General features: G+C 71.9%; 28 protein-coding genes. 18 read left to right on the top strand and 10 right to left on the bottom strand.

Annotated elements, in window-relative coordinates; all coding sequences use genetic code 11:
• The first annotated feature begins 144 nt into the window (after positions 1-144).
• Positions 145-654, top strand: coding sequence for a 2'-5' RNA ligase family protein (locus ACZZ9K_RS05870; protein WP_463443542.1), 510 nt, complete (start codon positions 145-147; stop codon positions 652-654).
• A gap of 60 nt (positions 655-714) precedes the next feature.
• Here the strand turns inward: ACZZ9K_RS05870 and ACZZ9K_RS05865 are convergent, their stop codons facing one another.
• From ACZZ9K_RS05865 to ACZZ9K_RS05855, 3 genes are all read right to left on the bottom strand, one after another.
• Positions 715-1,962: a D-arabinono-1,4-lactone oxidase gene (locus ACZZ9K_RS05865; protein ID WP_463443541.1), complete on the bottom strand. Its 1,248-nt coding sequence runs from the start codon at positions 1,960-1,962 to the stop codon at positions 715-717.
• A gap of 106 nt (positions 1,963-2,068) precedes the next feature.
• Complete coding sequence (locus ACZZ9K_RS05860) at positions 2,069-3,535, bottom strand: MDR family MFS transporter (RefSeq protein ID WP_463444739.1); 1,467 nt, start codon at positions 3,533-3,535, stop codon at positions 2,069-2,071.
• Positions 3,536-3,718: 183 nt separating this feature from the next.
• Complete coding sequence (locus tag ACZZ9K_RS05855; RefSeq protein ID WP_035808828.1) at positions 3,719-4,000, bottom strand: acylphosphatase; 282 nt, start codon at positions 3,998-4,000, stop codon at positions 3,719-3,721.
• Between the two features lie 144 nt (positions 4,001-4,144).
• On the opposite strand from ACZZ9K_RS05855, the gene ACZZ9K_RS05850 reads away from it, so the two are divergent.
• The 7 genes from ACZZ9K_RS05850 (at position 4,145) to ACZZ9K_RS05820 (ending at position 10,809) form a co-directional block, all read left to right on the top strand.
• A complete protein-coding gene (locus tag ACZZ9K_RS05850; protein WP_463443540.1) occupies positions 4,145-4,852 on the top strand; it encodes an NUDIX hydrolase in 708 nt (235 codons plus the stop codon).
• Positions 4,853-4,860: 8 nt separating this feature from the next.
• Positions 4,861-6,132, top strand: coding sequence for a quinolinate synthase NadA (gene nadA, locus ACZZ9K_RS05845; RefSeq protein WP_463443539.1), 1,272 nt, complete (start codon positions 4,861-4,863; stop codon positions 6,130-6,132).
• A gap of 32 nt (positions 6,133-6,164) precedes the next feature.
• A complete protein-coding gene (locus ACZZ9K_RS05840; protein WP_463443538.1) occupies positions 6,165-7,913 on the top strand; it encodes an L-aspartate oxidase in 1,749 nt (582 codons plus the stop codon).
• Positions 7,910-8,812: a carboxylating nicotinate-nucleotide diphosphorylase gene (gene nadC / locus ACZZ9K_RS05835; RefSeq protein WP_463443537.1), complete on the top strand. Its 903-nt coding sequence runs from the start codon at positions 7,910-7,912 to the stop codon at positions 8,810-8,812. The genes ACZZ9K_RS05840 and nadC overlap by 4 nt, the downstream gene beginning before the upstream one ends.
• 2 nt (positions 8,813-8,814) lie before the next feature.
• On the top strand, positions 8,815-9,954 hold the full coding sequence (locus ACZZ9K_RS05830) for a cysteine desulfurase family protein (RefSeq protein ID WP_463443536.1): 1,140 nt from the start codon (positions 8,815-8,817) through the stop codon (positions 9,952-9,954).
• 79 nt (positions 9,955-10,033) lie between these two features.
• Positions 10,034-10,300 carry a hypothetical protein gene (locus ACZZ9K_RS05825; RefSeq protein ID WP_111233264.1) on the top strand — a complete coding sequence of 89 codons (267 nt, stop codon included), beginning with the start codon at positions 10,034-10,036 and terminating at the stop codon, positions 10,298-10,300.
• A gap of 218 nt (positions 10,301-10,518) precedes the next feature.
• Positions 10,519-10,809 carry a hypothetical protein gene (locus ACZZ9K_RS05820; RefSeq protein WP_138803890.1) on the top strand — a complete coding sequence of 97 codons (291 nt, stop codon included), beginning with the start codon at positions 10,519-10,521 and terminating at the stop codon, positions 10,807-10,809.
• A gap of 22 nt (positions 10,810-10,831) precedes the next feature.
• Here ACZZ9K_RS05820 and ACZZ9K_RS05815 read toward each other — a convergent pair whose 3' ends face one another.
• Positions 10,832-11,299: an MSMEG_6728 family protein gene (locus ACZZ9K_RS05815; RefSeq protein WP_071247521.1), complete on the bottom strand. Its 468-nt coding sequence runs from the start codon at positions 11,297-11,299 to the stop codon at positions 10,832-10,834.
• 88 nt (positions 11,300-11,387) lie between these two features.
• Here ACZZ9K_RS05815 and ACZZ9K_RS05810 point away from each other — a divergent pair, with 88 nt between their 5' ends.
• Positions 11,388-11,984, top strand: coding sequence for an NAD(P)H-dependent oxidoreductase (locus ACZZ9K_RS05810; RefSeq protein ID WP_027466300.1), 597 nt, complete (start codon positions 11,388-11,390; stop codon positions 11,982-11,984).
• A gap of 256 nt (positions 11,985-12,240) precedes the next feature.
• Here the strand turns inward: ACZZ9K_RS05810 and aroQ are convergent, their stop codons facing one another.
• Complete coding sequence (aroQ, locus tag ACZZ9K_RS05805) at positions 12,241-12,684, bottom strand: type II 3-dehydroquinate dehydratase (protein WP_463443535.1); 444 nt, start codon at positions 12,682-12,684, stop codon at positions 12,241-12,243.
• 142 nt (positions 12,685-12,826) lie between these two features.
• On the opposite strand from aroQ, the gene ACZZ9K_RS05800 reads away from it, so the two are divergent.
• Both ACZZ9K_RS05800 and ACZZ9K_RS05795 read left to right on the top strand, forming a co-directional pair.
• Entirely contained in the window at positions 12,827-14,497 is a 1,671-nt protein-coding gene (locus tag ACZZ9K_RS05800) for a sodium:solute symporter family protein (protein ID WP_071405106.1), read from the top strand.
• A gap of 22 nt (positions 14,498-14,519) precedes the next feature.
• Positions 14,520-14,855 carry a hypothetical protein gene (locus tag ACZZ9K_RS05795; RefSeq protein ID WP_071247515.1) on the top strand — a complete coding sequence of 112 codons (336 nt, stop codon included), beginning with the start codon at positions 14,520-14,522 and terminating at the stop codon, positions 14,853-14,855.
• A 220-nt stretch (positions 14,856-15,075) separates the two neighbouring features.
• On the opposite strand, the gene ACZZ9K_RS05790 is transcribed toward ACZZ9K_RS05795, so the two are convergent.
• A complete protein-coding gene (locus ACZZ9K_RS05790; protein ID WP_463443534.1) occupies positions 15,076-15,720 on the bottom strand; it encodes a DUF3800 domain-containing protein in 645 nt (214 codons plus the stop codon).
• Between ACZZ9K_RS05790 and ACZZ9K_RS05785 the strand changes: the two genes are divergently transcribed.
• From ACZZ9K_RS05785 to ACZZ9K_RS05775, 3 genes are all read left to right on the top strand, one after another.
• Entirely contained in the window at positions 15,701-16,117 is a 417-nt protein-coding gene (locus ACZZ9K_RS05785) for a VOC family protein (protein WP_463443533.1), read from the top strand. The two genes, ACZZ9K_RS05790 and ACZZ9K_RS05785, sit on opposite strands and share 20 nt — an antisense overlap.
• Before the next feature lie 37 nt (positions 16,118-16,154).
• A complete protein-coding gene (locus ACZZ9K_RS05780) occupies positions 16,155-16,775 on the top strand; it encodes a DNA-3-methyladenine glycosylase I (protein WP_214522265.1) in 621 nt (206 codons plus the stop codon).
• A gap of 76 nt (positions 16,776-16,851) precedes the next feature.
• A complete protein-coding gene (locus tag ACZZ9K_RS05775) occupies positions 16,852-17,532 on the top strand; it encodes a DJ-1/PfpI family protein (protein ID WP_463443532.1) in 681 nt (226 codons plus the stop codon).
• Positions 17,533-17,726: 194 nt separating this feature from the next.
• On the opposite strand, the gene ACZZ9K_RS05770 is transcribed toward ACZZ9K_RS05775, so the two are convergent.
• Together ACZZ9K_RS05770 and ACZZ9K_RS05765 are read right to left on the bottom strand one after the other, a co-directional pair.
• Positions 17,727-18,197 carry a GNAT family N-acetyltransferase gene (locus ACZZ9K_RS05770; protein ID WP_463443531.1) on the bottom strand — a complete coding sequence of 157 codons (471 nt, stop codon included), beginning with the start codon at positions 18,195-18,197 and terminating at the stop codon, positions 17,727-17,729.
• On the bottom strand, positions 18,194-19,000 hold the full coding sequence (locus ACZZ9K_RS05765) for a LysR family transcriptional regulator substrate-binding protein (RefSeq protein ID WP_463443530.1): 807 nt from the start codon (positions 18,998-19,000) through the stop codon (positions 18,194-18,196). The genes ACZZ9K_RS05770 and ACZZ9K_RS05765 overlap by 4 nt, the downstream gene beginning before the upstream one ends.
• A gap of 33 nt (positions 19,001-19,033) precedes the next feature.
• On the opposite strand from ACZZ9K_RS05765, the gene ACZZ9K_RS05760 reads away from it, so the two are divergent.
• Positions 19,034-19,423: a DUF5997 family protein gene (locus ACZZ9K_RS05760; RefSeq protein ID WP_017888549.1), complete on the top strand. Its 390-nt coding sequence runs from the start codon at positions 19,034-19,036 to the stop codon at positions 19,421-19,423.
• A 40-nt stretch (positions 19,424-19,463) separates the two neighbouring features.
• On the top strand, positions 19,464-19,970 hold the full coding sequence (locus ACZZ9K_RS05755; protein ID WP_463443529.1) for a hypothetical protein: 507 nt from the start codon (positions 19,464-19,466) through the stop codon (positions 19,968-19,970).
• A 45-nt stretch (positions 19,971-20,015) separates the two neighbouring features.
• Here ACZZ9K_RS05755 and ACZZ9K_RS05750 read toward each other — a convergent pair whose 3' ends face one another.
• Both ACZZ9K_RS05750 and ACZZ9K_RS05745 read right to left on the bottom strand, forming a co-directional pair.
• The gene (locus ACZZ9K_RS05750; protein WP_463443528.1) at positions 20,016-20,462 is read right to left on the bottom strand and encodes a phage holin family protein; all 447 of its coding nucleotides are present in this window, start codon (positions 20,460-20,462) and stop codon (positions 20,016-20,018) included.
• 174 nt (positions 20,463-20,636) lie between these two features.
• A complete protein-coding gene (locus ACZZ9K_RS05745; protein WP_463443527.1) occupies positions 20,637-22,112 on the bottom strand; it encodes an MFS transporter in 1,476 nt (491 codons plus the stop codon).
• Positions 22,113-22,234: 122 nt separating this feature from the next.
• On the opposite strand from ACZZ9K_RS05745, the gene ACZZ9K_RS05740 reads away from it, so the two are divergent.
• Together ACZZ9K_RS05740 and ACZZ9K_RS05735 are read left to right on the top strand one after the other, a co-directional pair.
• A complete protein-coding gene (locus tag ACZZ9K_RS05740; protein WP_463443526.1) occupies positions 22,235-22,801 on the top strand; it encodes a TetR/AcrR family transcriptional regulator in 567 nt (188 codons plus the stop codon).
• 9 nt (positions 22,802-22,810) lie between these two features.
• On the top strand, positions 22,811-23,338 hold the full coding sequence (locus ACZZ9K_RS05735) for an Lrp/AsnC family transcriptional regulator (protein WP_027466312.1): 528 nt from the start codon (positions 22,811-22,813) through the stop codon (positions 23,336-23,338).
• Positions 23,339-23,345 lie beyond the last annotated feature (7 nt).

The following is a 23,345-nucleotide window of genomic DNA, read 5'->3' as shown; positions in this document are numbered from 1 at the left end:
GCGGTGGTCCGCGGCGTGGAGACGAGTGTGACGTGCGGTCCACCCCCGGGGCGAGTTCCGTTCCGCTGTGTTACATCGCCGCCAGGGCGCGGCCCGCTGAACCGTCACGGGGCACCTCGCGGTCCGGGTTGGTTGACTCGGACCGTGCGCAGCATCGAACTCGTCCTCGGTCCGGAGTCGGACGCCGCCGTGCGGTCCGCCTGGCAGGCCCTGATCGACGCCGACCTGCCGAGCCTCGGCCGGCACCCGTCGCCGTCGAACGCTCCGCACGTCACCCTGGCCGCCGGGGACACGCTGCCCGTACCGGCGGGGTTCCGCACGTCGGTCCCGACCTCGATCCGGCTCGGTGGGCTGCTGCTCTTCCCCGCGGGTTCCGGTCGGTCGGTCCTCGTGCGCGCGGTGGTCGTCGACGCGGCGCTCACGACCTTCCACGGCGAGGTGCACGCGGTCGCCCCCGGCGGCGTCGAGACGTCGCTGCCCGGGCACTGGTCGCCGCACGTCACGCTGGCCCGCCGGGTTCGTGACGAGGACCTGCCGCGCGCCGTCGCTGCGCTGCGCGCTGTGCTGCTGCCGGAGACGCTCGACGTCGGCGGCGTCCGGCACTGGGACGGCGAGACGCGGACGATCACGCCGCTCGCGTTCACGACCGACTAGCGGGCCACGCATCGGGTGCGTTCCCGAACCTGGTTCCGGGGCACGGCCTGGAGGCCCGGCTCAGGTCCCGAGCACCCGCTCGCCGAACGCGGATGCGAACGTCCGCTCCGGGTCGGCCCGGGCGACGAGGTCGCGGAAGTCCGCCAGCCGCGGGTACAGCCCAGCGACCGCCGCCTGGTCGAGCGAGCTCATCTTGCCCCAGTGCGGTCGGCCGTCGAAGGCCGCGAGCCGGGACTCCAGGTCGGGCAGGAGCGCGGCGACCTCGGCCGGGTGCTTCTTCCAGGTGAACGCGATGCAGAGGACGTCCTCGCCCTGGGTCGGGCTGAGCCAGAGCTCGTCCGCCGCCATCGTCCGGAGTTCGCAGACGTGCAGGTGCGGCTGGATCCGGTCGGCGAGCCCCCGGAGCGCGTCGAGGGCGGCCGCCGCGTGCCGGAGCGGGACGAAGTGCTCGCTCTGCACCTCGGACCCGTGGCTCGGGACGGACCCGATCGGGAAGTGCGGCAGCCGGTCCCACCACGGGCCGACCGAGCCGTCGCGCGCGGTCCGGCGGTCGTCGCCGGGGGTGCCGGGCAGGCGGCGTGCGCCGGCCAGCGCGTCGGGTACCGGCACGTCCTCGGCGCCGTCGGGCACGCGCGACTTGACCAGGACCTCGGTGATCGCGTCGCCGAACACCGTGTAGGCGCACACCGAGTACGCGGCGGCGTGCACCTCGGCGACGTTCGCCGTGAAGGTGTCCCAGGGGATCGCGCCGTAGACGTCCTGACGCATCCGGTAGGCAGGTTCCACGTCGAGGGTCACCCGGGTCACGATGCCGAGCAGTCCGAGGTGCAGCACGGCACCGTCGAACGCGGGGTCAGTCCGGTCGAGAGTCCGGGCGGAGCCGTCCGGACCGAGCACCTCGAACGCGCGCACCGCGGTGGCGAGCGACCCCAGTGTCGTGCCGGAGCCGTGGGTGCCCGTCGCGACCGCACCGCCGACCGAGATGTGCGGCAGGGACCCCGTGTTGTGCAGGGCGAACCCGGCACGGTCGATGTCGGCCGCGACGTCGCCGTACCGGGTGCCTGCCCCGAGCGTGACGGTGCGGTGCTCGGCGTCGACGACCAGGTCGGTGGGGATGCCGGTCAGGTCGAGCAGGGTGCCCGCGGTGTCGGCGACGTCGTTGAACGAGTGCCGGGTGCCGAGGCCGTGCACCCGGTCGGCGTCGGCCACGACCTGGGCGGCCTCGTCGATCGACGACGGGCGGACGACCCGTTCGGCCGTGTACGTGACCGTGCCGGACCAGTTGAGCTCGCTCGTCGTCGACCGCATGGCGCCCACCCTGCCACGCGGGCCCGAGACGGGAGCAGGCCGGGCGCCGGTCCCGTCACGGGTTCGGCGTCCGGCCCGGCTCGTCGGTCAGTGCGAGGCTCGTCGGTCAGTGCACGGGCGGGGGCGTCGGCGCGCCTTCGGGCACCTCGGGCCGGCGGACGAACACCGACGCCAGGATGCCGAACAGCGAGATGATCGCGCCGACCATGAAGGCGGTACCGACGCCCGACGCGGTGGCCACCTGGACCCCACGGGCACCGGAGCCCTCGACGGCGGTGGCTGCACCGATCGTCAGCAGCGTGACGAACAGGGCCGTACCCGCCGCACCGGCGAGCTGCTGCGCCGTGCCGAGCACCGCGCTGCCGTGCGAGTACAGCTTCGGGGGCAGCCCGCCGAGCGCCGCGGTGAACAGCGGCGTGAAGGTGAGGGCCAGGCCGATGCTCAGCACCACGTGCGCACCGAGGACGAACCACACGCTGGTGTCGACACCGACGGTGGAGAGCGCCCAGAGCACGGCGCTGACGATGATCGATCCGGGGATGAGCAGCACGCGCGGGCCACGGCGGTCGTAGATGCGACCGACGATGGGGGAGAGCAGGCCCATCAGCAGACCACCGGGGAGCAGCAGCAGGCCGACCTGCAGGACCTCGAGGCCGAGGACGCGCTCCAGGTAGATCGGCAGCAGGATGAGCGTGCCGAACATCGCCATGAAGCTCAGGCCCATCGCGACGATCGGCACCGTGAAGCCACGGGTGCGGAAGGTGCGCAGGTCGAGCAGGGCGCTGTCGGTGCGCTGCAGGCGCGTCTGCCGGACGATGAACACCGCGAGGGCGACGGCACCGACGACCAGGGCGGTCACCGGGACGAGCGGACCGGTCGCGCCGGCTTCGCCGATGCTGGACAGGCCGTAGACGATGCCGCCGAACGCGAAGGCGGAGAGCACGACCGAGAGGACGTCGATCGGCGCCTTGCGCGGCGTCGAGACGTTCTGCACCTTGACCATGCCGAGGATGAGCGCCGCGATCGCGATGGGCAGCACGAAGCCGAACAGCCAGCGCCACGAGAACGCGTTGAGGATCAGGCCGGAGATCGTCGGGCCGATGGCCGGAGCGACCGAGATGACGATCGAGATGTTGCCCATGATGCGGCCACGGTGTGCGGGGTCGACGAGGGTCAGGACCGTCGTCATCAGCAGTGGCATCATGATCGCGGTGCCGCTGGCCTGCACGATGCGGCCGACGAGCAGGACGGTGAAGCCCGGCGCGAGGAGGGCGATCAGCGTGCCGACCGAGAACAGGCCCATCGCCCAGACGAACACCGGTCGGGTGTTGAAGCGCTGCAGCAGGAACCCGGTGATCGGGATGACGACCGCCATGGTGAGCAGGAAGCCGGTGGTCAGCCACTGGCCGGTCGCGGCGCTGATGTCCAGGTCGTCCATGAGCCGGGGCAGGGCCACGCCCATGATGGTCTCGTTGAGGATGACGACGAACGCGGAGACGAGCAGCAGCCCGATCACGAGTCGGGTCTCGGCAGCGGACGGCTGCGAGACGCTTCCCGTGCGGGGGGGCGGAATCGACGGCCTGGGTCATGCGGGTGCTCCTGGTGGGTCACGACGGGTGGAACGGGTGTGGCGCAGGACGCGCAGACAGGCCAACTCCCTGAGTGGATGCGATTATTCCGCTTCGCTCCGACATCCGCAGGTGAACGATCGGTGCCGAGCACGCCGAGCGCCGGCACCGCTCCCACGCACGTCCGCTCAGTGCAGGATCGCGAACCCGTCGGCGTCCCCGTGCGGCACGACCGACCGCAGGGTGACGTCGGTCACGGTCGCCGACGGCGGCCCGGTGCGCAGGCACTCGACCAACGAGTCGACGGCGACCGAGGGTCCCTCTGCCTCGACCTCCACCGTGCCGTCCCAGAGGTTCCTCGCGTAGCCGACGAGGTCGAGCCCGTCGGCCTTCCGAGCGGTCCAGTACCGGAAGCCGACCCCCTGGACCGTCCCCGACACCACGGCATGCACCCTCGTCACCGTCGTCATGTCCTCCACGCTAACCGCGGCGGCCTGCCGGCAGTTTTCGGCCCCGTGACGATCTGTTTCCGGCTCGTGACGAGCGCACCGCGTCGGCAGTGATAGTGTCATCCCAACCCGAACACTTCGAGTCAGATTGACACTATCTCCACCATGGAAGAAGCAGGCATCCGCGTCGCGGTCTCCACCGTGATCGTCGCGCTGCGCCCGCACCCCGACACCGGGGCCCCGGCGCTGTGGATGCCGCTCGTCCGTCGCGTCGCCGAACCGTTCGAGGGTTCCTGGGCGCTCCCCGGCGGCTGGGTCGGCGACGACGAGGGCCTCGAGGACTCCGCGGCCGCCCGACTGCGCGAGACGACGAACGTCCAGCCGCGGTACCTCGAGCAGCTGTACGCGTTCGGTGACGTCGGACGCTCCCCGAGCCGCGTGGTGTCGATCGTGTACTGGGCGCTCGTGCACCCGGACGAGGCGAACGTCGTGCCCGACGACTGGAACGTCCGGTGGTTCCTGGCCGACGAGCACCCGCCGCTCGCCTTCGACCACGACCGCATCGTCGAGTACGCCCTGTGGCGGCTGCGCAACAAGATGTCGTACTCGCGGATCGCGCAGGCGTTCCTCGGCGACCGTTTCACCCTCGCCGAACTCCGGGGCGTGTACGAGGCGGTGCTCGGCCGAGCACTCGACCCCGCGAACTTCCGTCGGCAGGTCGAGAAGACCGACGCGGTCCTGCCGACCGACGAGACCACGAGCGGGGGCCGGCACCGTCCGGCCCGGCTGTACCGCTCGAACCCCGACCTGGCCTACGCGGACAACGGCCCGCTGCAGACCGGGGCCGATCAGCACCAGCAGCGGAACCGATAGGAAACCCCGTGTCCATCGCCACGACGATCGAACTCATCTCCAACGGCAGGGCCGCCGGCAGCACCTGCACGCCCGACCTCGCCGTGCCGACGTGGGACTTCGACTCCCGCCCCGGGTACGGCCCGGGGTCGTCGATGTCCGACGTCATCCCGACGAGTGCCCCGCGCCAGGGTGTCCTGCCCGACGAGTACAAGACGGCCCCGACCGACGAGCTCCACGAGCGCATCGAGCGGGCGAAGGCCACCCTCGGCGACCGGGTCGTCGTCCTCGGGCACTTCTACCAGCGCGACGAGGTCGTCCGGCACGCGGACTTCCTCGGCGACTCGTTCCAGCTCGCGAACGCCGCCCTGACGAAGCCCGACGCCGAGGCGATCGTGTTCTGCGGGGTGCACTTCATGGCCGAGACCGCCGACATCCTGGCGCGCGACGACCAGCGCGTGATCCTGCCGAACCTGGCCGCCGGCTGCTCGATGGCCGACATGGCCGACATCGACAGCGTCGAGGCGGCGTGGGCGGAGCTGACGGCGGTGTACGGCACCGAGCCCGACGCCGACGGCCGCGTCCCCGTGATCCCGGTCACCTACATGAACTCCGCCGCCGACCTCAAGGCCTTCTGCGGTCGGAACGGTGGCCTCGTCTGCACCTCGTCGAACGCCGCGACGGTGCTCGAGTGGGCCTTCGAGCGCGGGCAGCGCGTCCTGTTCTTCCCCGACCAGCACCTCGGCCGCAACACCGCGAAGGCGATGGGCATCAGCACCGACCTGATGCCGATGTGGAACCCGCGGAAGCCCGGTGGGGGCAACACCGCCGCGGACCTGCTCGAGGCGAAGGTCATCCTCTGGCACGGCTTCTGCTCGGTGCACCGCCGCTTCACCGTCGAACAGATCGACCAGGCCCGCCGCGAGCACCCGGGCGTGCAGGTCATCGTGCACCCCGAGTGCCCGATGGCCGTCGTCGACGCCGCGGACCACGCCGGCAGCACCGACCTGATCCGGAAGACCGTCGCCGCGGCCACCGAGCCGACCACCTTCGCGATCGGCACCGAGATCAACATGGTGAACCGGCTCGCCGCCGAGTACCCGCAGCACACGATCTTCTGCCTCGACCCGGTCGTCTGCCCCTGCTCGACGATGTACCGGATCCACCCGGGCTACCTCGCCTGGGTGCTCGAGGCACTCGTCCGCGGCGAGGTCCTCAACGAGATCGTCGTCCCCGCCGACGTGCAGGCCGACGCCAAGGTCGCGCTCGAGCGCATGCTCGCGGCCAAGCCCCGCGGCTGAGACGCGGACCCGACCGAACGAGGGAGACCACCGTGCACGTCGTCATCGTCGGCTCCGGCATCGCCGGGCTGACCGCAGCGATCCGCGCCAGTGCCCTGCACGACGTCACCCTGGTGACGAAGGGGGCGCTCGCCGACAGCGCCACCGCGTACGCCCAGGGCGGCATCGCGGTGGCGCTGGGCGCCGACGACTCCGCGGCGCTGCACCAGGCCGACACCCACGTCGCCGCGGCGGGCAGCGCCGACGCCCGGGCCGTCGAGGTCCTGTGCACCGACGGCCCGGCCCGCGTCCGCGACCTGCTCGCCCTCGGGGTGCCCTTCGACCGGTCGTCGGACCCGGCGACCCTCGACCGGTACGGCGACGACCTCGCGCGCGGGCGTGAAGCCGCGCACGGCCGGTGGCGCGTCGTGCACGCCGACGGTGACGCGACCGGAGCCGCCATCGAACGCACCCTCATCGCGGTGCTGCACCGCCGACACGTCACGATCCTGGAGCGCACGAGCCTGACCGACCTGGTCGTCCGCGGCGGCGTGGTCGTCGGCGTCGACGTCCTCGACCTGCTCGGGGAACCCCGCCGGCTCGACGCGGACGCCGTCGTCATCGCGTCCGGGGGAGCCGGACACCTGTACCGCGAGACGACGAACCCCCTGGTCGCGACCGGTGACGGGGTCGCCGCCGCCTGGCGCGCCGGCGCCGTCCTCGCCGACCTGGAGTTCGTCCAGTTCCACCCGACGCGGCTGGCCGTCCCCGGCGGCGGCCTGGTGTCCGAAGCCGTCCGCGGTGAGGGCGCCGTCCTCCGCGACGCCGCCGGGCACCGCTTCATGACGGACGTGCACCCGGACGCCGAGCTCGCCCCGCGTGACGTCGTCGCCCGGGGGATCGCCGCCGCGGTGCGCGACCAGGGCGGCGCACCCGTGCTCCTCGACGCCACCGGCCTCGACGCCGCGTTCCTGGTCACGCGCTTCCCCGGACTCACCCGGACCACCCGCGCCGCAGGGTTCGACTGGACCCGCGAAGGCGTCCCCGTCGCACCGGCCGCGCACTACTCGATGGGCGGCATCGCGACCGACGCCGAGGGCCGCACGAGCCTGCCCGGACTGCTCGCCGTCGGCGAAGCGGCCTGCACCGGGGTCCACGGCGCCAACCGGCTCGCCTCGAACTCCCTGCTCGAGGGACTCGTCTTCGCGGTCCGCGCAGCGGACGCGGTCGCTGCACCGCGACCCGGCCTGCTCCGCCTGCGCGGGGACGCCGGTCTCCACGTCACCAGGGTGCCCCGAGCGGCCGACGCGATCCGCGCCTCTCCCCACCTGCTCGGCCGTCACGCCGCTCCGCAGGCTCCGCAGCGCGCCGGAACCGGCAGGCGTGGGCCCAGTCCGACCCTGCCTGGAGGCGCGACCCGCCTCGACGACGACGGTGCCGTCCGACAGGCGGTCCAGTCCGTCATGACGGACCGGGTCGGGCTGCTCCGTGACGCCGGCGGGCTGGCCAGCGCACGCCGCGACCTCGACGCGCTGACCGCGCCGACCGGCGGCGGCGTGCGCGAGCACGAGGACCGTGCGCTCCTCGACCTGGCCCGACTCGTCGCGCTCGCCGCCGAGGCCCGCACCGAGTCCCGCGGGGCGCACGCCCGCACCGACCACCCCGACACCGACCCCACCGCCCCGGCCTCGTACGCCTGGGTCGCCGACCACACCGACGCACACACCGACGCACACCCCGACGAGCACACGGACGAACGCGCCGACGGCTCCGCAGCCGTCCCGCAGGAGGTACCCGCATGATCACCGACCCCGGCACCATCCCGCCGCACGCGCTCCGTCGCGTGATCGAGACCGCGCTCGAGGAGGACGCGCCCTGGGGGGACGTCACCAGCGAGACGCTGATCCCCTCGGAGGCGACCGCGACCGCGACCCTCGGCGCGCGCGAGCCGGGCGTGCTGAGCGGCGGGGCGGTGTTCGTCGCCGTGATGCACGCCGTCGACCCGTCGATCCAGGCCGTGGTGCACGTCGCCGACGGCACGCACTTCGCGGCGGGCGACGTCCTCGCGACCGTGACCGGGTCGGCGCGGGCCGTGTTGCGGGCAGAACGGGTCGCCCTCAACCTGGTCCAGCGGATGTCGGGCATCGCGACGACCACCGCGGCCCACGTCGCGGCCGCCGCGGGCACCGCTGCGCGGATCGTCGACACCCGGAAGACGACGCCGGGCCTCCGAGCACTCGAGCGGTACGCCGTCCGGTGCGGCGGCGGACACAACCACCGCACCTCGCTCTCGGACGCCGTGCTCGCCAAGGACAACCACCTGGCGGTGCTCCTGGCCGGCGGGATCGGCATCGGCGACGCGATCGCCCAGGCCCGCCAGCGGCTCGGGCACACCGTGCACGTGGAGGTCGAGGTGGACCGCATCGACCAGATCGAACCCGTCGTCGCGGCCGGGGTCGACACGATCATGCTCGACAACTTCACCCCGGACGAACTCGTGACCGGGGTCGGCATCGTCGCCGGGCGCGCGCTCGTCGAGGCCTCGGGAGGCGTGTCGCTCGACACCGTCGCGGCGATCGCGGCCACCGGCGTCGACGTCATCTCGGTCGGGGCGCTGACCCACTCGGCGCGGGCACTCGACCTCGGGCTCGACATCGACGTCGCGGTGCCCGAGCACGTCGCGGTGCCCGTGCAGGACTAGTCGTGTTCTACCTGGACCGCGCCGCCACCACCCCGGTCCGCCGCGAGGTGCTCGAGGCGATGTGGCCCTACCTGACGGGGGTGTTCGGCAACCCCTCGTCGACGCACGGCGTCGGGGACGAGGCCGCGCGGGGACTCACCGCCGCACGGGCCGCCGTCGCCGGGGTGCTCGGGTGCCGGCCCGCCGAGGTCGTCTTCACCACCGGAGGCACCGAGGGGGCGAACACCGCGATCAAGGGGATCGCCCTCGCCATGCCCCGCGGCCGGCACGTCGTCACGAGCGCCATCGAGCACGAGGCGGTGTTGGAGAGCTGCGCGTACCTCGCCCGCTTCCACGACTTCGACGTCACCGTGCTGCCCGTCGGGCCGGACGGCCGCGTCGACCCGGCGGTGCTGCGCGCGGCACTCCGCCCGGACACCACGATCGTCTCGATCGCCCACGCCGACAACGAGATCGGCACCGTGCAGGACGTGCCGGCCCTCGCGGCGGTGGCGCACGAGGTCGGGGCGCGGTTCCACACGGACGCCGTGCAGTCCGCGCCCTGGCTGCCGATCGGTCTCGGGCCCCTGGGCGTCGACGCGCTGTCGTTGTCGGGGCACAAGCTCGGCGCCCCGAAGGGCACCGGCGTGCTCGCCGTGCGCTCCGGCGTCCCGCTCGAGCCGCTGCTGCACGGCGGGGGACAGGAGCGGGGGCGGCGGTCCGGCACCGAGGACGTGGCCGGTGCCGTGGCGGTGGCGACCGCCCTCGGGCTGGCGGCGGAGACGGTGTGGTCAGGGGAGGGTACGGCGACCACCGTGCGCGACGCGGTGCTCGACGGCGTGCTCGCCGCGGTCCCCGGCGCGTTCGTCACCGGGTCGCGGGAGCACCGGCTGCCCGGGCACGCGTCGTTCTGCTTCCCGGGCGTCAACGGCGAGACCGTCCTGCTCGAGCTCGAGCAGCGCGACGTGGTGTCGTCGTCGGGCAGTGCCTGTGCCGCGGGCGGCACCGAGGCCTCCCACGTGCTCACGGCGCTCGGGATCCCCGAGGACGTGGCGCGCACCGCGCTCCGCCTGACGTTCGACGCGGCCCTGACGGCCGACGACGTCCCGGTCGTCGTCGGGGCCGTGGCCGACGCCGTGGCGACCGTCCGTGCCCTCGGCTGAGGTGTACTAGACGTTCTACTCCATCTCTGGGTACGTGTCCCCCCTTCTGCGGACAACCGATCTGCGTCAGAGTGTCGTCATGGCAAACGCGATGATGACCCGGACACGACGGGACGACCGCTTCCGAGCGGTGCAGCTCCTGCCGGCGCCGGCCACCCTCGTCGCGCTCGCCCTGGCAGCGCAGCACGACCTCGGCACGGCCCCGCTCGGGATCATCGCCGTGGTCGGAGCGCTCGCGACCGCCGGGAGTGCCCTGCTCCCGATGGTCCGGCCAGCCGCCGCCCACCGGTCGATGCCCGCACCGACCGAGACGGACCGGTACCGAGAGGACACCGAACACCCTTGAGGTCCACCACCGTGCGGTTCCCCTGAACCGAGCCGCGCGGTGGACCCAGACCGGATGTCGACCCCCTGATCGACGTCCGGCGCGGGGCGCGACGTTCCCCCTGTCGTCGTGTCCCGCCGTACACCGCGATCCCGCCGTGGGTCGACGTCCGCACCCCTGAGCGGCGTCGGTTCCCCTGCAGCCCACGGCGGGGTCCGGTTCCCCGGTAGCGTCGTCGCATGCCCTCGTACCGCGTGACCCTGGCGATCGGCGCCCTCGCGCCCGGCACGGCACCGGACGCCGTCCTGCCCGCCGCTGCCGCCCTGGTGCGCGAACACGCCGTGGTCGAGGCCGAGGACGTCCGGCTGCTCCGTGGCGTCCCGTGCGCGGTCGTGCGCTTCGAGACCGAGGACGACCGTGTGGCCGCGGCCGTCCGCGACGCCGCCGTCGACGGGCTGCGGGACGTGGTGGAGATCCGCTCCGACGTCGTCACCCGGCGCGAGGGCGGTCGCTGGATCCCGGTCGCCTGACGGTCGGGCGCCTGCCCGGCCGTCAGACGGTGTGCGTCGCCGGTTCGGGGGTCCCCGGCCAGACGTAGTCCAGGTCGTCCGGCACGTCGGGGAACAGCTCCCGGTAGTGCTCCGGCGCCTTCTGCACGAGCTTCGACCGGTGCGAGACGTGCAGGGCCTCGTCGTCGTTCCACGGCGGGATCGGCACGTCCCCGCGCTCGTACGCCGCCAGGTCCTCCGGCACGCGGCCCAGGTCGAGCAGGGTCTTCTCGAGACACGTGTCGGCGTACCCGCGCTCGGCCCAGACGCGGCACGTGGCCTCCTGGTACGCCATCAGCGCCGGACGGTAGCCACGCCACATCGCCGTCACCGGGTGGTGCTGCCAGCCGTAGTCCGGGAGCGTCAGGGCGCGCATCACCTGCAGGGTCTCGACCCGCTGCTTGCCGAGCCGCCGGTCGTCGAGGACCTCGGCGGATGCCCGGAAGTCGGCGTACGGCAGGAAGGTCTGCATGGCGCGGACGCTACCCCGACCGACTGGCACCCGACACATGTCGTCACGAACGTGCCGCCCGCCCCGGCAGCGTGTGAGCATCGACCGCATGAGCGGAGAACTGGTCGTCGGCGTCAGTGGCAGCCCATCGGACCCGTCGCGGACCTCGACCCTGGTCGCGGCGACGGTGGCCCGGTTGGCCGAGGAGATCGACGGCGCCCGGACCGAGACGATCGAGATCGGCCCGCTGCTGGCCGACCTCGGAGCGGCCTCGGGTCGCGAGACGATGTCCGACCGAACCCGCCGGGCCCTCGAGACGGTGGAGGCCGCGGACGTGCTCGTCGTCGGCAGCCCGGCCTTCCGGGCGGCCTACTCCGGTGCCTTCAAGCTGTTCTTCGACTGGGTCGGCCAGTACGACCTCGTCGACACCCCGGTGCTCCTGACCGCCACCGGTGGCAGCGACCGGCACGCCCTGCTCGTCGAGCACCAGATGCGCCCGCTGTTCGGGTTCTTCCAGTCCACCACCCTGCCGCTCGGGGTGTTCGGGAACGAGCGGGACTTCACCAAGCGCGAGGGCGGCTACGACATCGCGAGCGTGGACCTCGAGCTCCGCATCGACCAGGCCGTGCGCCGGGCCGTGCCGCTCATCCGCGGCGGCTTCGCCACCGCCGGCCTGACCGACGTGCGGCGCCCCGCCGAGTTCTGATCAGCGTGCGCGCGCCCGGCTCTTCCGGGCGTACCTGGTGCTTCCGGGCGTACCGGGTCGGAACTTCTCATCAGGTACGCCCGGAACCGCCAGGCATCGCGCGTGCGATGGGAAGGAACGGGCGCGACCCAGCCTGACCAGATGGCGGACTGGAGGCCCGTGGCGACGCCGCCACGGGCCTCCAGTCCGCCCGCACCGCACGGAGACCGCCGGAGCGTCCCCGGTACCGGCGGCGTGGGTCCGGTCCGTCCGTGGCTCAGCTGAGCAGGGACGCGACGTGCGCGACCGCCAGGCGGTAGCCGTCGGCGCCCGCGCCGGCGATGACCGCCGTCGCGGCGGTGGCGACGTGGTCGACGTGGCGGAACGGCTCGCGCTTCCACGTGTTCGACAGGTGCACCTCGACGACGGGGACCCACAGGGCCTCCACCGCGTCGTGCAGCGCGACCGAGGTGTGCGCGTATGCGGCGGGGTTGATGACGACCGCGGCGAAGTCGTCCAGCGCCTCGTGCAGCCACTCGACCAGCTCGCCCTCGCGGTTCGTCTGGCGGAAGTCGGCCTCGAGCCCGTGCACGGCCGCCTCGGTGTGCACGATCGCCTCGATCTCGGCGAGCGTCACGGTGCCGTACTGCTCCGGGTCGCGGCGCCCGAGGATGTCGAGGTTCGGGCCGTTGAGGACGAGGATGCGCGACGCGTCGGTCATGGGCCGAGCGTAGCGAACCGGGGGAGTGCTGCGCGGCTCGGACGATGCATGCGCTGGCTATGTGAACGGTCACAAATCGGTGTAACGTCTCCGTCCGGGTCGGCAGAGTTGTCGACTGCAACACACTGACGTGGAGATGTGAATGGTTCTCGCTGCAGCGAACGAAGGGATCCGGCTCGACTTGGGCTGGGTCGACTACCTGATGATCATCGTGTACTTCGCGGTCGTCATCGGGATCGGGTTCACCGCCCGCAAGCAGGTCCGGACGAGCATGGACTTCTTCCTGTCCGGGCGCTCGATGCCGGCGTGGATCACGGGCCTGGCGTTCGTGTCCGCGAACCTCGGTGCGACCGAGATCCTCGGCATGGCGGCCAACGGTGCCCAGATCGGCATGGCCACCCTGCACTACTACCTCGTCGGCGCCGTGCCCGCGATGGTGTTCCTCGGCCTCGTGATGATGCCGTTCTACTACGGCTCGAAGGTGCGCTCCGTGCCGGAGTTCATGCTGCGCCGCTTCGGCAAGGCGCCGCACCTGGTGAACGCGATCGCGTTCGCGGTGTCGAACGTGCTCATCGCGGGCATCAACCTCTACGCGATGGCCATCGTCATCGAGGCCATGCTCGGCTGGCCGGAGTGGCTGGCGATCATCGTCTCCGCCGGCTTCGTGCTCGTCTACATCACCCTCGGCGGGCTCTCGAGCGCGATCTACAACGAGGTCATGCAGTTCTTCGTGATCATCGCGGGGCTCATCCCGCTGACGATCGTCGGTCTGCACCGCGTCGGCGGCTGGGACGGCCTGTCCAAGGCCATCACCGAGACCCAGGGCGTGCAGCACCTGCAGGCCTGGGCCGGCACCGGCTTCGGTGACGTCACCAACCCGATCGGCGCCAACTGGCTCGCCATCGTGCTCGGCCTGGGCTTCGTGCTCGGGTTCGGGTACTGGACCACGAACTTCACCGAGGTGCAGCGCGCGTTCTCGGCGAAGAACATGTCCGCGGCCCGCCGCACCCCGCTCATCGCCGCGATCCCGAAGCTCTTCATCCCGGCCATCGTCGTGATCCCGGGCCTCATCGCAGCGGCCGTGGTGGGCAACCAGTTCGCCGACGGCACGCTGACCTACAACGACGCGATCCCGAAGCTCATCCAGATGTACCTGCCGACCGGTGTGCTCGGCATCGCGGTGACCGGCCTGCTGGCGTCCTTCATGGCCGGCATGGCGGCGAACGTCTCGTCGTTCAACACCGTCTTCACCTACGACATCTGGCAGCGCTACATCCGCCCGAACATGCCCGACCTGCACTACCTGAAGACCGGACGCTGGGTCACCGTCGTCGGCGTCGTGGTCGGCATCGCGACCGCGTTCATCGCGGCCCAGGCGTCGAACATCATGACGTACATGCAGACGCTGTTCTCGTTCTTCAACGCACCGCTGTTCGCCGTGTTCATCCTCGGCCTGCTGTGGAAGCGCATGACGACGCAGGGTGCGCTCTGGGGCTACGTCCTCGGCATCGTGACCCCGACGATCACCTGGATCGCCTACCTGGTCAACCCGGACCTGTTCGCCACCGCGACCGCGGAGACCCTCTACGGCGCGATCATCTCGTTCGTCACCGTGCTGGTCGTCGGCTTCGTCGTCTCGATGCTCACCAAGCCGAAGGACGAGAAGGAGCTCGGGGGGCTCGTCTACGGCGTCGGCAAGATCGACCTGCACGGCGACTCGGTCGCGACGGACACTGCCTGGTACCGCTCGCCCGCCCTGCTCGGCACCGTCGCGCTCGTGCTGTGCGTCGTCCTGTACCTCCCGTTCCTCTGATCCGCGAAGGAGACCACTTCTCATGAGTGACACCACCACCCCCGGCGCGATGACCGAGGAGCAGAAGGCAGCCCTCGTCCGCTCCACCCGCCGACTCGACCTGCGCCGCATCCTCGGCGGTCTGTTCGTGCTCTACGGCGTGATCACGACCATCGTCGGGATCGTGCACTGGAACACCGACCCCGAGAAGACCGGCGGGATCCACATCAACCTGTGGGTCGGGATCTCGCTGCTCATCGGCGGCGGCCTGTTCTTCCTCTGGGACCGCCTGAACCCGGTGCCCGCCGAGGACATCATCGGCCAGGCCGAGGCCGAGTCGCACCAGCGTGCCGCGGGCGAGGGACGCGAGCTGGCCTGAGGCTGCTCGGGTCGGGCGTCCCCGGCCTGACACGGAACGACGAAGTCGCTGTCGGACGACAGCGACTTCGTCGTTTCCGGCCGCGGCGGCCGCGCCTTGACCGGAGCCGAGCACGGCGGGTAGCATTGATATGTCGATCGGGTGCTGCTCGGTCGAAAGTGATCCTCGGATGTCCTGCAGCCAGCGCGGGCCCGAGGATTTGCGCTTTCGGGGGCGTGCGTCAGGAAACCAGGATCGGGCTCGTCAGTCCGTGGTCCCCGGCGAGGCCGGCAACATGAGCCCCGCAGGCGATGTCGGCCAACGCGAGGAGCGGCTCTTCGGACGGGTTGAGGTGCTCGAACCGTACTCCATGACCGACTCCACGATCGCGGAGCGCATCGAACATCGCCCGGTCATCCTTGTCCCGGGCGGGTCCGCGCGTCTCGAGGACCACGTGGCCGACCTTCCGCAGCTCGAGTTCGTGCACGAGGCGTTCGATACACCGTCTTCGCCGACGTTCCGTCCGTGCCACGGCGCCGTCGTACCGGACCACGATGACGGTCACCGCACGCCGGAGGAGATCGAGCCACGAGATGCGCTGAGCTGGCAGCGCCTCGTACCAGTGCAGCTTCCGCATGCGCCGAGGGGTCGCCCGTCGAACCGCCTCGCGAGCTTCTTCCTCGCCGTTGATCCGCATGATCACCGCGGCGAGGACGTACGCGGTGTGGTCCCGCCCACCACCCGGTTCTGACTCGTCCACGAGGGCCCGCATCACGCCAGCATATTGTGTACCGGTTGGTTCCCCCACGAAACGGTTGCGCGCTGGTCCCGGTGGGTCCAGGTTGAGCGTGACGAAAGGAACCGCCATGGACACGATGGTCTTCATCAACCTGCCCGTCACGGACCTCGCGCGCTCGAAGGCGTTCTACGAGGCGCTCGGGTACTCGATCAACCCGGCCTTCAGCGACGACACCGCGGCGTGCGTGGTGGTGTCGGAGTCGATCTACGTCATGATCCTGACGACGGCGAAGTTCGCCGAGTTCACCGACAAGACGATCGCCGACGCCGACACGATCGAGGTCATCAACTCGCTCAGCGCCCCGTCGAAGGAGGACGTCCACCGCGTCGTCGACGCCGCGGTCGCTGCCGGCGGCACCGAGGACCGGCCGGAGATGGACCTCGGCTTCATGTACCAGCGGAGCTTCACCGACCCGGACGGACACCGCTGGGAGTACGTGTGGATGGACGAGCAGGCGACGCAGGACGGCCCGCCCGCCGAGTGAGCCGGGCGCTGTCGGCGGCGCCCGCCAGGATGGACGCATGAGCACCGAGCCCGTCGACGCCCCGCCCGTGCCCGACCTCGTCACCGGTGACGACGGCCTGGCCCGGCCGGTCTGGGCGTCGTCGGACGAGCTCCTGCGCGAGTACTACGACACCGAGTGGGGCATGCCCGTCCGCGACGAACGCGGCGTGTTCGAGCGACTCTCGCTCGAGGCGTTCCAGTCGGGTCTGTCGTGGCGCACGATCCTCGCGAAACGACCGGCGTTCCGTACTGCCTTCGCCGACTTCGACGCCGACACCGTCGCGGCCTTCGGCGAGGACGACGTCGCACGGCTGATGGCCGACGCCGGGATCGTCCGGAACCGCGCGAAGATCCTCGCGACGATCACCAACGCGAACGCCACGATCGCCCTGCGGCAGGACGGTGGGCTCGCCGACTTCGTGTGGTCGTTCCGGCCGACGACCACGCCCGAGCCACGGTCCGCCGCCGAGGTCCCGACGAAGTCGGACGAATCCCTCGCCCTGTCGAAGGCACTGCGGAAGCGCGGCTTCGCCTTCGTCGGACCGACGACGATGTACGCCCTGATGGAAGCGCTCGGCATCGTCGACACCCACCTGATGGGCAGCCACCGGCGCGGGACCTCCGGCGTCTGGAGCTGACGGGCACGCCCAGCCAAGCCCTGCCCGGCAACACGAGCAGGCACGAGAACGAGAAGGCCGGGACTATGGTCACGACATGGCCGACGACATCCGGATCGCGTTCCTGCTGTTCCCGCACCTGACCCAGCTCGACCTGACCGGTCCGGCGCAGGTCCTCAGCCGCGTGCCCGGCGCACGCGTCGAGTACGTGGCGGCGACGCTCGACCCGGTGCCGAGCGACTGCGGCCTGTCACTCGTCCCGACGACCACGATCAGCGAGGCCCCGACGGCAGACGTGCTCGTGGTACCCGGTGGTGACGGTGCCTTCGACGCGATGCTCGACCCGGATGTCGTGGCCTTCGTGCGGCGCCAGACCGAGCACGCGACGTGGATCACCTCGGTGTGCACCGGTGCATTCGTGCTGGGCGCCGCCGGGCTGCTCGCCGGCAGACGCGCGACGACCCACTGGGCCTCGAAGCCGATGCTCGAGGCGTTCGGTGCGCAGCCGGTGGACGCCCGGATCGCCCGCGACGGCGCCGTCGTCACCGCTGCCGGGGTGAGCGCGGGCATCGACATGGCGCTGTGGCTCGCGGGCGAGCTCGCCGGACAGTCGGCGGCCGAGGCGATCCAGTTGCAGATCGAGTACGACCCGCAACCGCCCTTCGACCACGGATCGGCCGAGCGCGCCGACGCCGTCGTCGTCACCCGGGCCCGCGCAGCAGCCGAGGAATCGCGCGGCGCGAGGGTGACCCGCGCCGCCGCAGCCGTCCTGCGCTGACGTGGACCTTCGGACGGTCACGAATCCCCGTCGGCCTCCGCCGAGTGGTGACGACACGTCGATCCGGGCGCGGCCAGTCGACACTTCGTGACCGCTCGGGGCCATGCACGCGGGGTGTTGTGACCGCGCGGTGACCCGAGCCGCCGCCGCAGCCGCAGCCGCAGCCGCAGCCGCAGCCGCGCCGCCGCCGCGGGCTAGACCAGCGGCTTCCGCATCTGCGCCGACGTCACCTGGTACCCGAGCGCCGCATAGAGCTCCTGCGCCCCGGTGTTGTAGCCGAACACGTTCAGCCCGATGCTCGTCGCACCGTTGTCGGCGGCGGCGCGGTGCCCGAGTTCGAGTGCCCGCCGGGCGTGCCCGCGGCGCCGGTGTGCCTCGTCGATCTCGACGTCGAACACCCACCAATCGGTGCTGCCCGGCGTGAGCGGTCCGACCCACAGGTACCCGATGACGGTGTCGTCCTGGTCGATGACGTCCCACACGAGGTGCCCGTCGGCGGGAGACCCGCCCGGGAACCAACGGTCCCGCGACTGCTGTTCGTTCGCCTCGGCCTGCTCGCGGGTCTCGCCCGCCTGCATCCGTGACTCGACGTACTCGGCCATCGTGCGCCGGAGCCAGGCCGGGAGGCGCGTGGCCGGCATCAGCGCCAGCCGCGTGTCCGTCATCGGTTGCCCTTGGAACCCCGGCTCGGCTTGCCGCGCATCTTCCCGCGACCGGGCGTGGGCCCCTTGCCGGTGTTCGACTTCTTGCCGCTGCCGGACTTCCCGCTGCCGGGCGACTTGGCCTTGGCCTTGCCGCCGGCGGAGCCGCCCTTGGAGCCCGGCGCGCCCGACCCGCCCGACCCACCGGACGCACCCTTGGCAGCCGACCCGGCCTTGGTGCCGCCACGAGCCGGACGCGAGCCGTCGTCGTCGCGATCCGTGCCTCCCGACTGGCGCGAACTGTTGGCGGTCCGCCCGCGCACCACGCCGATGAACTCCTCGGTGGTCTCGGTGGCGTCCTCGTCCCGCCAGACCAGCGCGATGCGCGTGCCCTCGGCGTTCATGAGCGGACGACCCACCAGGTCCTTGCGGCTGGCGGCGCGGAACAGTGACTGGGGGAGCACGACGACGCCGACGTTCGCCTCGACCAGGTCGAGCGATCCGTCGATGTCGGCCGGTACCGGTCCGGCGTCGATCACGTGGACCTCGGCGTCGGCGAGGTCGACCTCGGCGAGTTCGGCGAGGGGGGAGTCCTTGGGCATCGCGACGACGGCCGTCTCGGTCCAGAGCGGGATGGCGTTGTGCTGCTCGGACACGGGTATGCGTGCGAAGACCATGTCGGCCTCGCCCGCCAGCGTGTCGTCGACGTCGTCGGCGCCGATCGGCCGCAGCCGGAGCTCGACGGAGGGGAAGCGTTCCCGCCAGACACGGGCCCACTTTGCGGGGGAGACCCCCGGCACGAAGGCGATGGTGAGAGCCGCGGTCATGCAGACGAGCATAGGGGCCGTACCCTTGTCCTCATGGCGCAGGAACAGACCATGAAGCCCGAGACGGCTGCGAAGAAGCTCGGCATCTTGCTGACGGCCGCTCCGGAGTCCTTCCAGAGCGCTCCCCTCACGCGGACCGCCTTCGACGAGCTCCGGACCGAACCCCCGACCTGGCTCGAGGACCTCCGACGCGACGGCCCACACCCGCGACCCGTCGTGGCGCAGAAGCTCGGCATCTCCATCTCCGGCCTGAGCCGTGCGGGGATCGACGACGCCCTGACGACGGCGGACATCAAGACGCTGCTCGAGCAGAAGCCCGAGTGGCTCGTCCGCGAACGCGCGACGCAGGCCGCCGTGCACGCCGAGAACGCCCGTGTGAAGCAGGAGCGCGCCGCCAAGGCCGCTGCCCGCGCCGAGGACTGACCCCACCCCGCACCACTCCGCCGCACCGAGGACGCCCCACGTGCACGAGACCGTCGCCGACGCCATGCTCGTCGTGCCGCAGTTCGCGTCGGTGTGCTGCATCGTCGGTGACCGCTACCGCCCGCGCCCGGGCGTGATCGTGCCGGCGGGCGTGATGCTCGTCGCGATGCTCATGCCCGTCGTCGACGCCGGTGCGGTGTGGACCCTGTTCGCCGCGACCCTCCTGCTCCTGCTCGCGCCGTTGCCCGTGATGCGTCGCCGCCGCGCCGACGGTCGCCGTGCGGAGCCGATGGACGTCCACCGCGCGCTCTCCGCCGTCGTGATGGCCGGGATGCTGCTGATGGGTCACGCCTCGGGCGTCGCCGGCGACCACGCCGGGCACGGCATCGCCCTGTCCGCGGTGCTCGGCGCCGGTGTGATCGGCTACTGCGCGTTCAGTGGCTGGCTGCTCCGGTACGAGTGGGGCCGTGACGACCGGCGGGCCGTCCGCAGCGGCGAGGTCTTCGCGATGACCGTCGCCGTGGTCGGCATGACCCTGGCGATGTAGCGGAGCGTCTGCTCCGTCAGTCAGGCAGCCGGTCCGTCGAGTCCGTCAGTCGCGCGCGGCGCCGTCCGCCCGGGCATCCGCGTGCGTCACCCGCTGCTTCGCCGCCTGGATCGTGTCCTTCGGCACCGGCGGCACACCCCGCCGGATCCCGCGCAGACCGACGACGAACAGGATCGCGGTCACGATCGCGAACACGACGAACGTGATCCCGGTCGCCGCCCACAGCGGCAGCGCCAGGGCGAGCAGCGCCACCGCGAAGCCGGCCAGCGCGACCAAGGTGGTCACGGCGAACCCGACGGCCGCCCCGGTGAGCACCAGCCCGGTCTTCGCACCGCTCGCGCGCTCGCCGATCTCGCGCCGCGCCGAGGCGACCTCGTCGCGCACGGCCCGCAGCACCGGCTCGAGGGCCTTCTGCACGAGTCCCGCGGTCACCGTGTCGCGGAACGACGGCCGTCCGGGAGCGGTGGTGTCGTCGTGGTCGGTGCTGCTCATGGGTTCTCCTGTCCGGGCGCGGCGGTCCGCGTCCCCTGACGGGACGCGACTGGTCCGATGATCGTCACGCCGGCTCGGATGCGCCCGGTGCGTTCCCAGGTTGTGCGACGGACGGGAGGCCCGCCCCGCGTCGACGACGCAGGACGGGCCTCCCGGGTGGTCGGGCCGAGGGCCCTACTCGGCGATCTCCTCGAGGTCGTCGATGCCACGGGCCGCCGCCGCTGCGCGGCGCGCGCGCATCGACGGGGCCGCGAGCGCGGCGAGGACCGCGAGGACCGCGACACCGGTGCACGCCCAGAAGCCGATGGTGAAGGCGTCGTCGGTCGGCAGGCCCTGCGGGGTGCTGTGCGAGGTGATGAGCGCCGCGATGACCGCGGTGCCGACGCTCGAGCCGATCGTGCGGACGACGGTGTTGGCGCTGATGGCCTCGCCGGTCTGGTTCGCGGGGACGCTCTCGATGATGGCGTTCGAGCACGCGGCGAGGGCCAGGCCGATGCCGATGCCGGTCAGGACGCCGGAGACGACGACCTGCCAGAGCTCGCCGTGCGCGATCGCGGGCAGCAGGAACGCCGCGACGATGGCGATCCCGCCGAGCAGCATGGGCGGCTTCGGACCGACCTTGCGCACGAGGATGCCGGCGATCGGCCCGGCGACGATCATCATCAGGACGGTCGGCAGCAGGAAGAGACCGGCCTGGGTGACGTCCTTGCCGAAGCCGTAGCCCAGTGCGCTCGGCAGCTGCAGCAGGGTGGGCACGAGCACGAAGGTGCCGAACATCGCGAACCCGAAGACGAGCGCGACGACGTGGGCGGTCCAGACGCCGCGGACGGCGAACAGGCGGACGTCGATGAGCGGTTCGGCGACGCGGAGCTCGACCAGGACGAACGCGACCAGTGCCACGGCGCCGAGGACCAGCAGGCCGATGGTCTTGCCGTCACCCCAGCCCCAGGTCTCGCCCTCGCTGACGGCCAGCAGGATCGACACGAGCGAGACGGCGAGGACGAACGTGCCGACCATGTCGAGGCGGCCGGGCTTCCGCACCGGGGACTCCGGCATGCCGAAGACGGCGCCGAGCAGTGCGATGACGACGAGCACGGCGGGGAGCCAGAACAGCCAGTGCCAGGACAGGTGCTCGACGATGGGTCCGGCGGCGACGATGCCGACACCGGCGCCGATGCCGAAGATCGCGGACAGCAGGCCGATCGTGACGCTGACCTTCTCCTTCGGCAGCTCGTCGCGCACGATGCCGATCGACAGCGGCATCACGGCTCCGGCGGCACCCTGCAGCGCCCGCCCGACGATCAGGACGCCGAGGTTCGGTGCGAGGGCGGCGAGCACGGCGCCGACGAGCAGGATCGACAGCACGACGATCAGGACCTTGCGCTTGCCGATCATGTCGCCGAGGCGACCGAGGATCGGCGTGAGCACCGACGCGGAGAGCAGGTAGGCGGTGAGCACCCAGCTCGTCGCACTGGTGGAGGCGCCGAGGTCCTGCCCGATGGTCGACAGCGCCGGGGCGACGAGCGACTGCAGGACGGCGAAGGACAGGCCGCCGAGGGACAGGTAGACGATGATCGCCGTGCTGTTCGGCCGGCGTCCGTCGGTGGTGGGGTGCGAGCCGGTCCGCGGGCTCTGCATGGTGTCGGTCATCGTGCTCCGTGTCGTCGTCGTGGTCGTCGATGTAAACAATTGCTGACATGACGAGGGTACGCCCTCGGTGGAGCATGTCAACGCTTGCTTACATCTCTGTGAGGACCGGTAGGCTGCGCTCTATGAGCAAGGACGCTGCGGCCACCCGACTCCTGCTCGTGCAGGCCGCCCGGCGTCGGTTCGCCTTCGACGGGTACCGCGGGACGACGGTGCGCGACATCGCCGGGGACGCCGGGGTGAACGTCGCCCTCATCAACCGGTACTTCGGCTCCAAGGAGGGGCTCTTCCGCGCCTGCCTCGACCGGGTCGTCCGCGACCTGGGGGCCGACGAGACGAGCGAACAGGGCCTCGAACGGGCGCTGACCGGCATCATCACGCACATCGTGCGGGCCCCGACCGACGACGACTCCCTGCAGCTCATGCTCCTGCTCCGGTCCTCCGGCGACGACGGTGCCGATGCCATCCGCCGTGAGACGCTGCGCCGGTACGCCGAACGGCTCGCGGGCACGGTCGGCGGTGCGGGGTCCGAGGAACTGCTCGTCCGTGCCGAGATCGCGCTGGCGGTGGTGCTCGGGATGTCGATGCTCCGGCAGTCCACCGCGGTGGAACCGCTGGCATCCGCCGACGACGCCGTCGTGTCGGCCGCGCTCGAGGACGCCCTCCGCGCCCTGCTCGCACCGCCGCGGTAGCGTCGAGCCGTGTCCGACCGTCCCGCACGTCGCCCCGACCCCGCTCCGCGCCTCGACGAGGTCGACGAGCGCATCCTCTGGACCCTGTCGGCCGACGCCCGGATCCCGAACAACCGGCTCGCGGCCGCCGTCGGCATCGCACCGTCGACCTGCCTGGCACGGGTCCGCGCGCTCGAGGACGCCGGGGTGATCCGCGGCTACCGGGCGGAGGTGGACGTCGCCCGGCTCGGGTTCTCGATCGAGGCGATGGTGTCCGTCCGGGTGCACGCCGCGGCCCGCCACGAACTGCGGGACTTCGCCAAGCGCCTGCTGCGGGTGCCCGTCGTGCAGGACGTGTCGTTCCTGGCGGGGGACAAGGACTTCCTCGTGCACATCGCGTGCGAGTCGACCGAGCAGCTCCGCGACTTCGTCGCCGACGAACTCAGCGGCGACCCCTCGGTGGCGACGACGCAGACGAACATCGTGTTCGAACGCCTCGTCGCCGACCGGGCCACCCAGGGCCGCTCGTTCGACGAACTGCGGCGCTGGCGGGCCTGACGCGCGG

The organism is Curtobacterium sp. AC268 (assembly GCF_979258745.1).
This window is presented reverse-complemented; position numbering and strand designations above follow the sequence as displayed.